Source organism: Pseudomonas zeae, assembly GCF_014268485.2.
GTDB lineage: Bacteria > Pseudomonadota > Gammaproteobacteria > Pseudomonadales > Pseudomonadaceae > Aquipseudomonas > Aquipseudomonas neuropathica.
This window is the reverse complement of the sequence record NZ_CP077090.1, coordinates 2,166,307-2,181,500: the sequence shown is the minus strand read 5'-3', so window position 1 is coordinate 2,181,500 and position 15,194 is coordinate 2,166,307. Positions and strand designations below refer to the sequence as shown.

Annotated in this window: 13 protein-coding genes; 1 reads left to right on the top strand and 12 read right to left on the bottom strand. The window is 57.8% G+C overall.

Features of this window, described 5'->3' with window-relative positions; translation table 11 throughout:
• Positions 1 to 21: 21 nt before the first annotated feature.
• The 3 genes from htpG to HU754_RS09665 all read right to left on the bottom strand — a co-directional run bounded on the left by htpG (position 22) and on the right by HU754_RS09665 (position 2,934).
• Positions 22 to 1,926, bottom strand: coding sequence for a molecular chaperone HtpG (gene htpG / locus HU754_RS09675; protein WP_034156253.1), 1,905 nt, complete (start codon positions 1,924 to 1,926; stop codon positions 22 to 24).
• Between the two features lie 82 nt (positions 1,927 to 2,008).
• The gene (locus tag HU754_RS09670; RefSeq protein WP_093439944.1) at positions 2,009 to 2,461 is read right to left on the bottom strand and encodes a PaaI family thioesterase; all 453 of its coding nucleotides are present in this window, start codon (positions 2,459 to 2,461) and stop codon (positions 2,009 to 2,011) included.
• A complete protein-coding gene (locus tag HU754_RS09665) occupies positions 2,458 to 2,934 on the bottom strand; it encodes a PaaI family thioesterase (protein ID WP_186624876.1) in 477 nt (158 codons plus the stop codon). Before HU754_RS09665 ends, HU754_RS09670 begins: the two co-directional genes overlap by 4 nt.
• A gap of 158 nt (positions 2,935 to 3,092) precedes the next feature.
• Between HU754_RS09665 and HU754_RS09660 the strand changes: the two genes are divergently transcribed.
• On the top strand, positions 3,093 to 3,329 hold the full coding sequence (locus HU754_RS09660) for a hypothetical protein (RefSeq protein WP_007919867.1): 237 nt from the start codon (positions 3,093 to 3,095) through the stop codon (positions 3,327 to 3,329).
• 78 nt (positions 3,330 to 3,407) lie between these two features.
• On the opposite strand, the gene HU754_RS09655 is transcribed toward HU754_RS09660, so the two are convergent.
• From HU754_RS09655 to HU754_RS09615, 9 genes are all read right to left on the bottom strand, one after another.
• The gene (locus tag HU754_RS09655; RefSeq protein WP_093439935.1) at positions 3,408 to 3,809 is read right to left on the bottom strand and encodes an MAPEG family protein; all 402 of its coding nucleotides are present in this window, start codon (positions 3,807 to 3,809) and stop codon (positions 3,408 to 3,410) included.
• A complete protein-coding gene (locus tag HU754_RS09650) occupies positions 3,809 to 4,546 on the bottom strand; it encodes a DUF599 domain-containing protein (RefSeq protein ID WP_095050220.1) in 738 nt (245 codons plus the stop codon). Before HU754_RS09650 ends, HU754_RS09655 begins: the two co-directional genes overlap by 1 nt.
• A 195-nt stretch (positions 4,547 to 4,741) precedes the next feature.
• Positions 4,742 to 6,055, bottom strand: a complete 1,314-nt coding sequence (gene brnQ / locus HU754_RS09645) for a branched-chain amino acid transport system II carrier protein (protein ID WP_093439927.1) — start codon at positions 6,053 to 6,055, stop codon at positions 4,742 to 4,744.
• 320 nt (positions 6,056 to 6,375) lie between these two features.
• Entirely contained in the window at positions 6,376 to 7,257 is an 882-nt protein-coding gene (gene sucD / locus HU754_RS09640; RefSeq protein ID WP_038363951.1) for a succinate--CoA ligase subunit alpha, read from the bottom strand.
• The gene (gene sucC / locus HU754_RS09635; RefSeq protein WP_186624875.1) at positions 7,257 to 8,423 is read right to left on the bottom strand and encodes an ADP-forming succinate--CoA ligase subunit beta; all 1,167 of its coding nucleotides are present in this window, start codon (positions 8,421 to 8,423) and stop codon (positions 7,257 to 7,259) included. Before sucC ends, sucD begins: the two co-directional genes overlap by 1 nt.
• A 182-nt stretch (positions 8,424 to 8,605) precedes the next feature.
• Positions 8,606 to 10,042: a dihydrolipoyl dehydrogenase gene (gene lpdA, locus HU754_RS09630; RefSeq protein WP_077571707.1), complete on the bottom strand. Its 1,437-nt coding sequence runs from the start codon at positions 10,040 to 10,042 to the stop codon at positions 8,606 to 8,608.
• A gap of 94 nt (positions 10,043 to 10,136) precedes the next feature.
• Positions 10,137 to 11,360, bottom strand: a complete 1,224-nt coding sequence (odhB, locus tag HU754_RS09625) for a 2-oxoglutarate dehydrogenase complex dihydrolipoyllysine-residue succinyltransferase (RefSeq protein WP_077571706.1) — start codon at positions 11,358 to 11,360, stop codon at positions 10,137 to 10,139.
• Between the two features lie 42 nt (positions 11,361 to 11,402).
• On the bottom strand, positions 11,403 to 14,234 hold the full coding sequence (locus tag HU754_RS09620; protein ID WP_186624874.1) for a 2-oxoglutarate dehydrogenase E1 component: 2,832 nt from the start codon (positions 14,232 to 14,234) through the stop codon (positions 11,403 to 11,405).
• Between the two features lie 251 nt (positions 14,235 to 14,485).
• Positions 14,486 to 15,190 carry a succinate dehydrogenase iron-sulfur subunit gene (locus HU754_RS09615; protein ID WP_093440161.1) on the bottom strand — a complete coding sequence of 235 codons (705 nt, stop codon included), beginning with the start codon at positions 15,188 to 15,190 and terminating at the stop codon, positions 14,486 to 14,488.
• Positions 15,191 to 15,194: the final 4 nt, after the last annotated feature.

Genomic DNA, 15,194 nt, shown 5'->3' with positions numbered 1-15,194 from the left:
GCGGGTTTTTCTACGACTTGGTTAAACCGACAGTTCAACCAGCAGCTTGTTCAGGCGGCGCACATAAGCGGCCGGATCTTTCAAGCTGTCGCCGGCAGCCAGGGCTGCCTGATCGAAGAGGATGTGCGACAGGTCGCCGAACCGCTCTTCGCTCTGCTCGCCATCGAGTTTCTCGATCAGCGGGTGGCTTGGGTTGAATTCGAAGATTGGCTTCGAATCCGGCACTTTTTGCCCGCTGGCTTCGAGGATCTGGCGCATTTGCAGACCCAGATCCTGCTCGCCGATGGCCAGAATGGCCGGCGAGTCGGTCAGACGATGCGATACGCGGACTTCAGCCACGGAATCGCCCAGCGCGGTTTTCAGACGCTCAACCAGACCTTCTTTGGACTTGGCGACTTCTTCTGCAGCTTTCTTGTCCTCTTCCGAGTCCAGATTGCCCAGATCGAGGTCACCGCGCGCCACGTCGACAAAAGTCTTGCCGTCGAACTCGCTGAGGTAGCTCATCAGCCACTCGTCGATGCGGTCGGTCAGCAGCAGCACTTCGATGCCTTTTTTGCGGAAGACTTCCAGGTGCGGGCTGTTTTTGACCTGCGCGTAGGTTTCGCCGGTGAGGTAGTAGATCTTGTCCTGACCTTCCTTGGCACGTGCCAGGTAGTCGGCCAGACCGACGATCTGCTCGCCGTCGTCGCCATTGGTCGATGCGAAACGCAGCAGGCCGGCAATTTTCTCTTTGTTGGCGAAGTCTTCAGCCGGGCCTTCTTTCATGACCTGACCGAAGTTCTTCCAGAAGCCTTTGTATTGCTCAGGCTCGTTTTTCGCCAGTTTTTCCAGCATGTCGAGCACACGCTTGGTCAGCGCGGTCTTCATCGAATCGATGATCGGGTCTTTCTGCAGGATTTCACGCGACACGTTCAGCGACAGGTCGTTGGAATCGACCACGCCTTTGATGAAGCGCAGGTACAGCGGCAGGAACGACTCGGCCTGATCCATGACGAACACGCGTTGCACGTAGAGCTTCAGGCCTTTCGGCGCTTCACGCTGGTACAGGTCGAACGGTGCACGGGCCGGCACGTACAGCAGCGAGCTGTATTCGAGCTTGCCTTCGACTTTGTTGTGGCTCCAGGCCAGCGGGTTTTCAAAGTCGTGAGCGATGTGCTTGTAGAACTCCTGGTATTCCTCGTCCTTCACTTCAGTGCGCGGACGGGTCCACAGGGCGCTGGCGCGGTTGACGGTTTCCCACTCAACGGCCGGAGCCTCTTCGCCTTCGGCAGCAGCAGCTTCTTTCGGCAGCTCGATCGGCAAAGCGATGTGGTCGGAGTACTTCTTGATGATGTTGCGCAGACGCCAGCCATCAGCAAACTCGTCTTCTGCAGCTTTCAGGTGCAGGACGATGCGGGTGCCGCGCTCCGGTTTGTCGATGGTGGCGACTTCGAACTCGCCCTCGCCTTTCGACGACCAGTGCACGCCTTCGCTGGCCGGGGTGCCGGCGCGACGGGAGTACACGTCAACCTGGTCGGCAACGATGAAGGCGGAGTAAAAGCCGACACCGAACTGGCCGATCAGGTGCGAATCTTTCTTCTGATCGCCCGAGAGGTTCTTCATGAAATCGGCAGTGCCGGATTTGGCGATGGTCCCCAGGTGGGTGATCACATCGTCACGGTTCATGCCGATACCGTTGTCTTCGAGGGTGACGGTCTTGGCGTCCTTGTCGAAGCTCACACGGATTTTCAGATCAGCGCCACCTTCGAGCAACTCTGGCTTGGCCAGGGCTTCGAAGCGCAGCTTGTCGACAGCGTCAGAGGCGTTCGAGATCAATTCGCGAAGGAAAATTTCCTTGTTGGAATACAGCGAATGGATCATGAGGTGCAGCAGTTGCTTTACCTCGGTCTGGAAGCCCAGGGTTTCCTTTTGAGTTTCCACACTCATGGTCATCAAACTCCAATCAGATGGCAGTGGCCGCGACCCGAAATGGTCGGCGGCGGGTTGTCTTGTGAGTTTGGGGCGCTGTTCAGGATTTCAAGGGCTCCTCGATTTTGAAATGCGCACGCGCGGTGGCAATCGGTTCGCTTTCAGTGCTTTGCCAGGCTGTGATCGCAACGTTGGCGACGCGCCGGCCCTGACGGCAGACCTGACATTTGGCCCAGGTATCGCGGAACTGCCCGGCGCGCAGGTAATCGAGGGAGAAGTCGATAATCTTCGGCACGCCAGGCGCACCGGTGAAAATCAACAGATGCAGGGCGGCGGCCAGCTCCATGAATCCGGCAATCACCCCGCCGTGGATCGCCGGCAATAAAGGGTTACCAATGTTGTCCTTGTTCGCCGGCAGCTTGAACAACAGTTCATCGCCGACTCGCGAACACTCGATACCGATCAGCCCAGCGTATGGGATCAGCTCCAGCAACGGCGCGTAATCACCCTCTGCATGGGCCTGCTGCAATTGTTTCTTGAGGTCGTCGATCACTGATTTTCTCCCTTGATCGCGCCGCCGAAACCTTTGGTGCCTTTAAGGCCCTTGCCCATGCGCATGAAGGTGCCAACCACATGGGCGATGGGCTGTTCGGGATCATCCTGATAAGCGAAGCCTCGGGCGAATATCACATCGGTGGTCACTCGGTAGCACTGGGCAAAGCCATACACATCCTTGTTCGGCTCGGCGGCGTGCATGTAGTCGATGCGCAGATCGAGGGTTGGACACACCTCGAACTCCGGCAACACGCACAGGGTCGACATCCCGCAGGCGGTGTCCATCAATGAAGTAATCGCCCCGCCGTGAATGACTCCGGTCCGGGGATTGCCGACGATTTTTTCGCTGTACGGCAAGATCACCGTAAGCCCTTCGGCCGAGGCGCTGTGCACCTGCAAACCGAGTACCTGACAGTGGCGCAGCGCGGAGAGAAATCGCGTCGCACGCTCAAAAACGGGATTTTCGACCATATGATAATTACTCTCGTTAGAGCCTTGTGCCAGTAGTGTGCAAACCAGCAAAAGTTCCGTGTAAAAACAAACTTATATATCTGAAGGAAATGAGGAACTTAACCTGTAGCGCCGAGTTCTTAAGGCCAGTAGTTATTTTCCATAAGGAGAAACACCCCATGCGTAAGACTTTTGCTATTGCCTTGATGTTGACCGCTTCCCTCGGTCTCGCTGCCTGCGATAAAAAATCCGAGGACAAAGCTCAAGATGCCAACCAACATGCTGAACAAGCTCAGCAGGACATGAACAAAGCTCAGGATAAAGTGAACGACGCTGCGAAAGAAAACGCCGAAGCTGCCAAAGCTCAGGCTGAATCGAACGCTGCGGCACAAGAAGAAGCTGCCAAGAAGCAATAATTCGCTTTTTGCTGCAGAAAAAAGAAAACCCGCCAAGTGCGGGTTTTCTTTTGCCTGGGAATTAACGCCAGAGCCGCCTTAGAGCAAGACAGTTCTAAAAGTCGGACTAATCATTAGCAACAGCGAACACAATACGCCAACTATCCAGGCCAGACTGCGCAGCTTGGGAAGATCGGCCAGGTAGAACCACAAGTAGAAGAGTCGCGCGATCACGAAGACGATCGCTAATGTGTCGATCAACCATCCTGCCGTTTGCGTGGTGTGCGCCATCAACACACCGACTGCGAACAACATGAACGCTTCGATGCTGTTCTGATGCGCCGCCAGCGCCCTCGCGCCGTAACCGGTCAGTTGCGCCTGTTGCTGACGCGGCAGGTGATTGTTGTAACCACCCTGCTCTTTCATCGCCTTGCCTACCGGCATACGCGCGATATAGATCAACAACGCACTGATAAACACACACCAGAACGGAATACTCATCAAGCGACCTCTCTGTTTGTTTCGGGAAGGGGGGCTTCTGTAGGGGTATAGACCATGACATCGAGAACGTCGGAATGAAACTCCCGGCGATACAGAACCACCACGACGCCGGCACTCATCAGCATGAACAGCCATGGACTGACAAACCAGGCCAGCATGCTCATGCCGAAGTAGTAAGAACGCAAGCCGAAGTTGAACTGGTTGGCAGCCATCGAAATCACTCGCGCCGCCCGTAAGGCGAAGGCTTTACGCTCCTGCTCCGACACCTGCCGCTCGCCAATCATCGGCGCCGACCCCACCAGAACGGCGGCAAAGTTGTACTGGCGCATACACCAGCTAAAGGTGAAAAAGGCGTAAACGAACACCATCGCCAGACACAGCAACTTGATCTCCGACATGCCCTGCGACGCCTGTTGCACCATCGGGATGTCCGCCAGCAACGAAACCGCCCGCTCTGACGCGCCAAGCACGGTGAGAATGCCGGCGAGAATAATCAATGTGCTTGAGGCGAAGAACGAGGCGTTGCGTTCAAGATTGCCAATCACGCTGGCGTCGGCGATGCGGTTGTCACGCAGCAACATACGGCGCATCCAGTCCTCGCGGTACAGGTGCAGCACACTGGCCAGACATGCTGTGTCGCGGGCTTTCCAGCCGGCATAACGGGTGTAACCGCCCCAGCAGATGACAAACCAGACGGCGGCGAGCAGGTGGATCAGGTTGGCTTGGATGAACGACATGCAATTCCCTGTGGAGTATGGATGCTACCTGTGGGAGCGAGGCTGCTCGCTCCCACATTAGGACTTCGGCAACCCTTCGACGTTAGCCTAGGGAAAAAGACACTGCCTGAGGCGCATAAAAAATGCCCCGTATCGATTGATACGGGGCATTTCTGTTTAAGCGTTGAAGACCCGCTTTTGGCGGGTCAGACAACATCAGGCAACCGCTTCGCTGCGCTTGCCCAGCATACGATCGCAAACCACTGCGACCACCAGGGTCATCACACACGGCACCAGCCATGCCAAACCCTGCTCGCTCAGCGGCAGGTGGGACAGCTGCGATGGCATCCAGTCGGCCAGACCGGCGCCTTTCAGCGCGTCGATGGTGCCGAACACGAACGATACCAGCATCACCGGACCAAGAATGCGGCCGTGCTCATGCCAGAAATCTTTGCAGAAGCTCAGCGCCACCAGCACGATGCACGGCGGGTAGATCGCGGTCAGCACCGGGATCGAGAAGGCAATCAGCTTGGTCAGACCCAGGTTGGACACCAGCAGCGAGAACGCCGCCAGAATGATCACCAGGGTCTTGTAGGACAGTGGCAGCACACGGCTGAAGTACTCAGCGCAAGCACAGGTCAGGCCGACCGCTGTCACCAGGCACGCCAGCGAGATCAGCACCGCGAGGAAACCGCTGCCCAGCGAACCGAAGGTGTGTTGCACATAGGCGTGCAATACCGCGGCGCCGTTGGTCGCGCCCACCGCCACTTCGTGGCTGCCGGAACCGAGGCGGAACAGGCTGACATACACCAGCGCCAGACCGACACCGGCAATCAGCCCGGCGATGATCGCGTAACGGGTGATCAGCGCGGGCGACTCGACGCCACGGGAGCGGATCGCGTTAACGATGACGATGCCGAACACCAGCGCCCCCAGGGTATCCATGGTCAGGTAACCATTGATGAAACCCTGAGAGAACGGTGCCGCCACGTATTCGGGCGTACCTTGGCCGATGTCACCCGCCGGCAAGGCGAATGCGGCGATACCGAGCACCGCCAGTGCGATGATCTTCAGCGGCGCGAGGAAACGGCCAACGGTGTCCAGCAAACGCCCAGGGTAGAGCGAGATGAAGAACACCAGCAGGAAGTACACCGAACTGTAGAGGAACAGTGCCAACGGGCTTTCGCCGGTCAGCGGCGCCAAGCCTACTTCAAAGGATACGGTCGCGGTACGCGGCGTGGCGAACAACGGGCCGACTGCCAGGTAGCAGGCAGCCGCGAGAATGCCGCCTGCAATCTTGCCGATCGGGCTGCTCAGCGTATCCATCGCCCCACCGACCTTGGCCAGTGCAACGACGGTGATCACCGGCAGACCCACCGCAGTGATCAGGAAGCCCAGCGCGGCCATCCAGACGTGAGGTCCGGCCTGCAAGCCCACGATCGGCGGGAAGATGATGTTGCCTGCCCCAACGAACAGGGCAAATGTCATAAAGCCAAGTGCCAGGATGTCCTGACCTTTCAAAACTTTCATTAAGGTAATACCACACTACTGAAATCGGAATTTAGAGGGGGATTGCCCTGTGTAATTAGGGAAATGCTGTCGATCCGTATGGGACTGACCCTTAAAGCGCGTTGCATGCCTTGTGGGCGGCAGACGCAAAAATGGCTGCTAGCCTAACGAATTTGTCGTGCGAACGCACTGTTAGAGGGCGAACTATCCGATACGCGACGTTTCCGTGTCGCGTTTTTGCATGTAATTGGGCGAAAGCCTATAAATCAGCGCATGTCAGAAACGACAAAGGCCACCCGAAGGTGGCCTTTGTTTGGTAAAGCGTCAGTTAAGCGCGAGGCTTACTTGACAGCCCAACCAGTCAGCTCGGCCAGGGCCTTGCCGATGTCTGCCAGCGAACGCACGGTTTTCACGCCTGCGTCTTGCAGTGCAGCGAATTTCTCGTCTGCAGTACCTTTGCCGCCAGAGATGATTGCGCCAGCATGGCCCATGCGCTTGCCCGGAGGAGCAGTCACACCAGCGATGTAGGAAACAACCGGCTTGGTCACGTGTGCCTTGATGTAGGCAGCCGCTTCTTCTTCAGCCGAACCGCCGATCTCACCGATCATGACGATCGCTTCGGTCTTCGGGTCTTCCTGGAACAGCTTCAGGATGTCGATGAAGTTCGAACCCGGGATCGGGTCACCACCGATGCCGACGCAAGTCGACTGACCGAAACCGGCGTCAGTAGTCTGCTTGACAGCTTCGTAGGTCAGGGTGCCGGAACGCGAAACGATACCGACCTTGCCTGGCAAGTGAATGTGACCTGGCATGATGCCGATCTTGCACTCGCCCGGAGTGATAACACCTGGGCAGTTAGGGCCGATCAGGACTACGCCCAGCTCGTCGCACGTAACTTTGGCATCCAGCATGTCCAGGGTTGGAATGCCTTCGGTGATGCAGACGATCAGCTTGATGCCGCCGAATGCCGCTTCCAGGATCGAGTCTTTGCAGAAAGGAGCCGGAACGTAGATCACGCTGGCGGTAGCGCCAGTGGCTGCAACTGCGTCTTTAACGGTGTTGAACACTGGCAGACCCAGGTGCTCGGTGCCGCCTTTGCCAGGAGTTACGCCGCCAACCATCTTGGTGCCGTATTCGATGGCTTGCTGGGTGTGGAAACTACCTTGCGAACCGGTAATACCCTGGCAGATAACTTTGGTGTCTTTATTGATCAGGACGCTCATTATTTGCCCTCCGCAGCTTTGACAACTTGTTGAGCAGCGTCGGTCAGGCTGGTAGCAGCGATGATGTTCAAACCGCTTTCTGCCAGTACTTTAGCGCCCAGCTCAGCGTTGTTGCCTTCAAGGCGAACAACAACCGGGATTTTCACGCCGACTTCTTTCACAGCGCCGATGATGCCTTCGGCAATCATGTCGCAGCGAACGATGCCGCCGAAGATGTTGACCAGTACTGCAGCGACGTTGGTGTCGGACAGGATGATCTTGAACGCTTCAGTTACGCGTTCCTTGGTAGCGCCACCACCTACGTCGAGGAAGTTGGCTGGCTTGCCGCCATGCAGGTTGACGATGTCCATGGTACCCATGGCCAGGCCAGCACCGTTGACCATGCAACCGATGTTGCCTTCCAGTGCTACGTAGTTCAGTTCGAACTTGGCAGCGTGCGCTTCGCGCGGATCGTCCTGCGACGGATCGTGGAAAGCCTTCAGCTTAGGCTGACGGTACATGGCGTTGGCGTCGATGTTGATCTTGGCGTCCAGGCAGTGCAGATCGCCGTCAGCCTTGATCACCAGCGGGTTCACTTCCAGCAGAGCCAGGTCGTGATCTTTGAACAGCTTGGCCAGACCAACGAAGATCTTGGCGAACTGATTGACCTGCTTGCCTTCCAGACCCAGCTGGAATGCCAGCTCGCGCCCCTGGCATGGCAGAGCGCCAACCAGTGGATCGATAGTGGCCTTGAGAATTTTTTCTGGAGTGTCGTGAGCGATTTTCTCGATGTCCACGCCACCTTCGGTGGAAGCCATGAACACGATGCGACGGCTCGAACGGTCAACGACAGCGCCCAGGTACAGCTCTTTAGCGATATCAGTGCACGATTCAACCAGGATCTTGGTGACTGGCTGGCCATTGGCATCAGTCTGGTAAGTCACCAGACGCTTGCCCAGCCACTGCTGTGCGAAGGCTTTGGCGTCTTCTTTGCTGCGAACCAGCTTGACGCCGCCCGCTTTACCGCGACCACCGGCGTGGACCTGGGCTTTGACAACCCACTCGGTGCCGCCGATTTTGTCGCAAGCTTCTGCTGCTGCTTCCGGGGTGTCTACTGCGTAACCAGTGGAAACTGGCAGGCCGTATTCAGCGAACAGCTGCTTACCCTGATACTCGTGAAGATTCATGCTTTTTACCGTCTTCGTTAGGTACTGCGCATTCGGCGCTGCGCTCGTTTGAGTGCCGCGCCACCTGTGACTGCTGCTTGCGTAGCTGAGCTACGCAAGACTGCGTCCAGCGGACATTCCGCGGTGAGACTTGCTCGCAAGGCTCACGACGGGCCGTTACCGCCGTGGTTTCTTATTGTCTGTTAACGCTTTTTGCGGTTGGCAATGTGGATGGCGCCGCCATTCACTGCCAGAGCAGCTTCGTGCAAGGCTTCAGACAGGGTCGGATGGGAGAAAACCATCATGCCCAGGTCTTCAGCGCTGGTGCCGAATTCCATACCGATCGCGCCCTGCTGAACCAGTTCTGCAGCGCTCGGGCCAATCACGTGCACGCCCAATACGCGGTCAGTCTTGGCATCAGCGATGACCTTGACGAAACCACCGGTATCGTTGGCGGCCATGGCACGGCCGGAAGCGGCGAACGGGAAGGTGCCGACGTTAACTTCAACGCCTTCAGCTTTCAAGGCCTGCTCGGTTTTGCCAACCCACGCGATTTCCGGGTGAGTATAAATAACCGAAGGGATCAGGTCATAGTTCATCTGGGCTTTGTGGCCCTTGATGCGCTCGACAACCATGATGCCTTCTTCCGATGCCTTGTGAGCCAGCATCATGCCGCGAACCACGTCACCAATGGCGAAAACGCCCGGTACGGTGGTCGCGCAGTGATCGTCAACGTGCACGAAACCGCGCTCGTCGAGGGTCACGCCGCTGTCGGAAGCCAGCAGATCAGTGGTCACCGGACGGCGACCAACGGCTACGATCAGCTTGTCGAAAGTGATGGTCTGTTCGCCGTTGGCATCGGTGTAGTTCACAACGACTTCGTCGCCATTGACTTTCGAGCCGGTTACGCGAGCGCCCAGTTTGATGTCCAGACCTTGTTTGGTCAGGGTTTTCAGCGCTTCCTTGGAAACAGCGGTGTCCGCTGCCATCAGGAAAGTGTCCAGCGCTTCCAGAACAACCACTTCAGAACCCAGACGCGACCATACCGAACCCAGTTCCAGACCGATCACGCCAGCGCCGATCACGCCCAGACGCTTAGGTACGCTTTGGAATTCCAGTGCGCCAGTCGAATCGACGATGACTTTCTGATCAACCGGAGCTGGCGGAATGTCGATCGGACGCGAACCTGGAGCCAGAATCACGTTTTCAGCTTCGATGACTTCAACCGAGCCGTCTGGCTTGGTGACTTCGACTTTCTTGCCAGCCAGCAGTTTGCCGTGGCCCTGGATCGAAGTAACGCCGTTGGCCTTGAACAGGGTGGCAACGCCGCCGGTCAGGTTCTTGACGATGCCAGCCTTGCGGCCAACCATCGCAGCGACGTCCATTTTGACTTCGCCGGTCGAGATACCGTGAACGTTGAAGCTTTCTTTCGCTTCCTTGTATTTCCAGGAACTGTCGAGCAGCGCCTTGGAAGGAATGCAGCCCACGTTCAGGCAGGTGCCGCCCAGGGCTTGCTTGCCTTCTGCGTCGGTGTACTTCTCGATGCAGGCAGTGGTCAGACCCAGCTGCGCCGCCTTGATGGCAGCCACGTAGCCACCAGGGCCAGCACCGATCACTACTACGTCAAATTTCTGCGACATTCAAAAAATCCTCTTTAGCGAAAAGCTTCAAGCCGCGCGCTGCAGGCTGTACCGCCGTTTCCGGCGATACCCCCACAGCCCGCGACTGCTTCTATCAGATATCCAGCAACAGACGAGCTGGATCTTCCAGCAGGTTCTTGATGGTCACCAGGAAGGTCACAGCTTCTTTGCCATCGATCAGACGGTGATCGTAGGACAGTGCCAGGTACATCATCGGACGGATAACGACCTGACCATTGATGGCCATAGGACGCTGGATGATGTTGTGCATGCCCAGAATCGCTGCCTGCGGCGGGTTGACGATCGGGGTCGACATCATCGAACCGAAGGTACCACCGTTGGTGATGGTGAAGGTACCACCGGTCATCTCGTCCATCGACAGTTTGCCGTCACGGGCTTTCTTGCCGAAGGTGGCGATGCCGCCTTCGATTTCAGCCAGGCTCATCAGTTCGGCGTTACGCAGAACCGGAACCACCAGACCGCGATCGCTGGAAACGGCAACGCCGATGTCCGCGTAGCCGTGGTAAACGATGTCGCCGCCGTCGATCGACGCGTTGACAGCCGGGAAGCGTTTCAGCGCTTCGGTGGCCGCTTTCACGAAGAACGACATGAAGCCCAGGCGTACGCCGTTGTGGGACTTCTCGAACAGATCCTTGTACTTCGAACGCAGGGCCATGACTTCAGTCATGTCGACTTCGTTGAAAGTGGTCAGCATCGCCATGTTCGACTGTGCTTCAACCAGACGCTTGGCCACGGTGGCACGAACGCGGGTCATCGGTACGCGCTTCTCGATGCGGTCGCCAGCGGCGAACACAGGAGCAGCAGCCGAAGGAGCAGCAGCCTTGGCAGGCGCAGCAGCCGGAGCAGCTTTCTTGGCAGCAACAGCAGCAACCACGTCTTCCTTGGTCACACGACCGCCCTTGCCGGTGCCGGCAACGGAAGCGATGTTGATGCCGTTTTCTTCAGCCAGCTTGCGAGCAGCCGGAGCAGCAACAGGATCGTCTTCGCCTTCGGCGGCAGCCGGTGCAGCGGCAGCAGCGGCCGGAGCAGCAGCGGCGGCTGGGGCAGCGGCAGCAGCGCCGCCCGCTTCGATGGAGCCCAGCACTTCGTCGGACAGAACGGTGTCGCCTTCGTTCTTGACGATTGCGCCCAGCACGCCATCAGCGGTAGCCAGAACTTCCAGTACGACTTTGTCGGTTTCGATGTCGACGATCAGGTCGTCGCGCTTGACAGCGTCGCCCGGTTGTTTGTGCCAGGTGGCAACGGTGCCATCGGCAACCGATTCCGGGAAAGTGGGGGCTTTGATCTCGATAGCCATTATCTGTGGTTCCTTAAATTCGGTTTCAGGTGCGCGAAGGCGTTAAATGGTAAACGCGTCTTGCAGGAGTTTTTCCTGCTGCTCGGCGTGCATCGATGCGTAACCACAAGCTGGGGCAGCAGAAGCCTCACGGCCCGCGTACTCAAGTACGAGAGACTTGTCGAGGTTACCGATGCTGCGACGCAAGTGGTGCTGGCTGCAGTACCAGGCGCCCTGGTTCATCGGCTCTTCCTGACACCAAACGGCATTTTTGACGTTGGTGTATGGAGCCAGGACTTCTTTCAAGTCGTCCTCAGGGAATGGATACAGCTGCTCGATACGCACGATGGCGATATCTTCACGGCCTTCGGCACGGCGTTTTTCCAGCAGGTCGTAGTAGACCTTGCCGCTACACAGAACAACGCGCTCGACCTTTTTCGGGTCCAGAGCATCGATTTCCGGGATCACGGTCTGGAACGAACCTTCGGCCAGATCTTCCAGGGTCGAGATGGCCAGCTTGTGGCGCAGCAGCGACTTCGGCGTCAGCACGATCAACGGCTTGCGCAGCGGACGAATCACCTGACGACGCAGCAAGTGGTAGATCTGTGCTGGCGTAGTCGGTACGGCAACCTGAATGTTGTGCTCGGCGCACAATTGCAGGTAACGCTCAAGACGTGCCGAGCTGTGCTCAGGGCCCTGACCTTCGTAACCGTGTGGCAGCAACATGGTCAGACCGCAGAGACGGCCCCACTTGTGCTCGCCGCTGGTGATGAACTGGTCGATTACAACCTGTGCACCGTTGGCGAAGTCGCCGAACTGGGCTTCCCAGATCACCAGCGCATCCGGCGTGGTGGTCGAGTAACCGTATTCGAACGCCAGTACCGCTTCTTCCGACAGGAACGAGTCGTACAGGTCAAAGCGTGGCTGACCGTCGTACAGGTGCTGCAGCGGAATGTAGGTGCCCGCGTCTTTCTGGTTGTGCAGCACAGCGTGACGGTGCGAGAACGTACCGCGGCCGATGTCCTGACCGGTCATACGGATCGGGTGACCTTCGAACGCCAGGGTCGCGTACGCCATGGTTTCGGCGTAACCCCAGTTGATCGGCAGGCCGCCGGCTTGCATCTTCTGACGGTCTTCGTAGATCTTCGCGACCTGACGCTGAACCACGAAGCCTTCCGGAATTTCCAGCAGCTTGGCGGACAGTTCTTGCAGGGTCTTCAGATCAAAGCGAGTGTCGTGACGCGCAGTCCAGGCGTGGCCCAGATACGGACGCCAGTCCACGAACAGCTCTTTGTTCGGCTCTTTGACCAGCGATTTCACTACGTGCAGACCGTTGTCCAGCGCGTTGCGGTATTCATCGACTTTCGCCTGAACACGCTCTGCGTCCAGCACACCGCCCTGGGTCAGACGATCAGCGTACAGCTCACGGGTGGTGCGCTGTTTGGTGATCTGCTGATACATCAGAGGCTGGGTGCCGCTAGGCTCGTCAGCTTCGTTGTGGCCGCGACGACGGTAGCAGACCAGGTCGATCACCACGTCACGCTTGAACTGCATGCGGTAGTCGATGGCCAGCTGGGTCACGAACAATACGGCTTCCGGATCATCACCATTCACATGGAGGATCGGCGCCTGGATCATCTTCGCGACGTCGGTGGCGTACTCGGTGGAGCGCGAGTCCAGCGGGTTGCTGATGGTGAAACCGACCTGGTTGTTGATCACGATGTGCACGGTACCGCCGGTCTTGAAACCGCGGGTCTGCGACATCTGGAAGGTTTCCATGACCACGCCCTGACCTGCGAATGCAGCGTCACCGTGGATGGAGATCGGCAGAACCTTCTCGCCAGTGGCGTCATTACGACGATCCTGACGGGCGCGCACCGAACCTTCGACCACCGGGGAAACGATTTCCAGGTGGGACGGGTTGAACGCCATGGCCAGGTGAACTTCACCGCCGGCGGTCATCACGTTGGACGAGAAGCCCTGGTGATACTTAACGTCACCGGAACCCAGCTCGACCTTCTTCTTGCCTTCGAACTCGTCGAACAGCTCGCGCGGGTTCTTGCCGAAGGTGTTGACCAGCACGTTCAGACGGCCACGGTGGGCCATGCCGATGACGACTTCCTTGGTGCCGTAGGAACCGGAACGCTGGATCAGTTCGTCGAGCATCGGAATCAGGCTTTCGCCGCCTTCCAGACCGAAACGCTTGGTGCCCGGGTATTTGGTGCCCAGGTATTTTTCCAGGCCTTCACCGGCGGTTACGCGCTCAAGCAGGTGGCTCTTGATGTCGGCGGAGTACGTCGGACGACCACGCACGCTTTCCAGACGCTGCTGGAACCACTGGCGCTGCTCGGAATCGGTGATGTGCGTAAATTCAGCGCCGATGGTGCGGCAATATGTCTGCTGCAACGCTTCGTGAATTTCGCGTAGGCTCGCTTCCTCTTTGCCGATGAACAGGTCGCCGGCACGGAAGGTCGTATCAAGATCGGCATTGGTCAAGCCGTAATGATTGATCGACAGGTCTGCAGGTGCAGGACGCTGCCACAGCCCCAGCGGGTCAAGCTGGGCTGCCTGGTGGCCACGCATACGGTAGGCCTGGATCAATCGCAACACTTCAACTTGCTTCTTCTCGTGCTCACTGCTCACGCTGCCGGCGGAAACCGGTTGGGCGCGGCGCTGGTTCTTTGCCAGCAGCACGAAATGATCGCGAATCGTGGAGTGCGAAACATCAGTGGCAGAGTTGCCGTCGGCAGGCAACTTCTGAAAGTAGGTGCGCCACTCTTCTGGCACAGCGTTAGGGTCGTGCAGGTAGAGCTCATAAAGCTCTTCCACATAGGCAGCGTTTCCACCTGAAAGGTAGGCGCTGTTCCACATGCGCTGCATCACGCTTTCTTGCATGCTTGGTCACCCTCGGTTAGGGGAACACCATCGATGTCGACACCGAGCAAACTTGCAGAAGTCCGAATGCAGCGACTAAAACAAGCCACTTAGGATCACACTGATAGTCCGGGTACCAGCCCGGATGCCCCTGCTTGTCTCATTTCTTCAAAATAAGAGCGGCAGCTTGTGGCTACTGCTCTGGTTATAGCCATGACGCGGGTTGAAGCCCGCGCCACAGCCTCTACGGTACAGCGGTTACAGCAGCTGAATCACACGCCGCTCGAAAGCAGCATGTTACGGATGTGACCGATGGCCTTAGTCGGGTTCAGGCCTTTCGGACATACGTTGACGCAGTTCATGATGCCCCGGCAGCGGAAGACGCTGAACGGGTCATCGAGCGAAGCCAGACGCTCGGATGTCTTGGTGTCACGGCTGTCTGCCAGGAAGCGATAAGCTTGCAGCAGCGCAGCTGGACCCAGGAACTTGTCCGGGTTCCACCAGAAGGACGGGCAAGAGGTCGAGCAGCAAGCGCACAGGATGCACTCGTACAGACCGTCGAGTTTTTCACGCTCTTCTGGCGACTGCAGACGCTCGATGGCCGGAGCCGGCGTGTCGTTCTGCAGGTAAGGCTTCACCTTCTCGTATTGCTTGTAGAAGATGCTCATATCGACGACCAGGTCACGGATAACCGGCAAACCTGGCAGCGGACGAACGATCAGCTTGTTACCTTTTACAACGGCGGACAGCGGCGTGATGCACGCCAGACCGTTTTTACCGTTGATGTTCATGCCGTCGGAGCCGCAGACGCCTTCACGGCAAGAGCGACGATAGGAGAAACCCTCGTCCTGCTCTTTGATCAGGGCCAGCACGTCCAGCACCATCAGGTCTTTACCACCGGTATCGACCTGGAATTCCTGCATGAACGGCGCAGCGTCCTGATCAGGGTTGTAGCGATAAACACTGACATTCAACATGGCG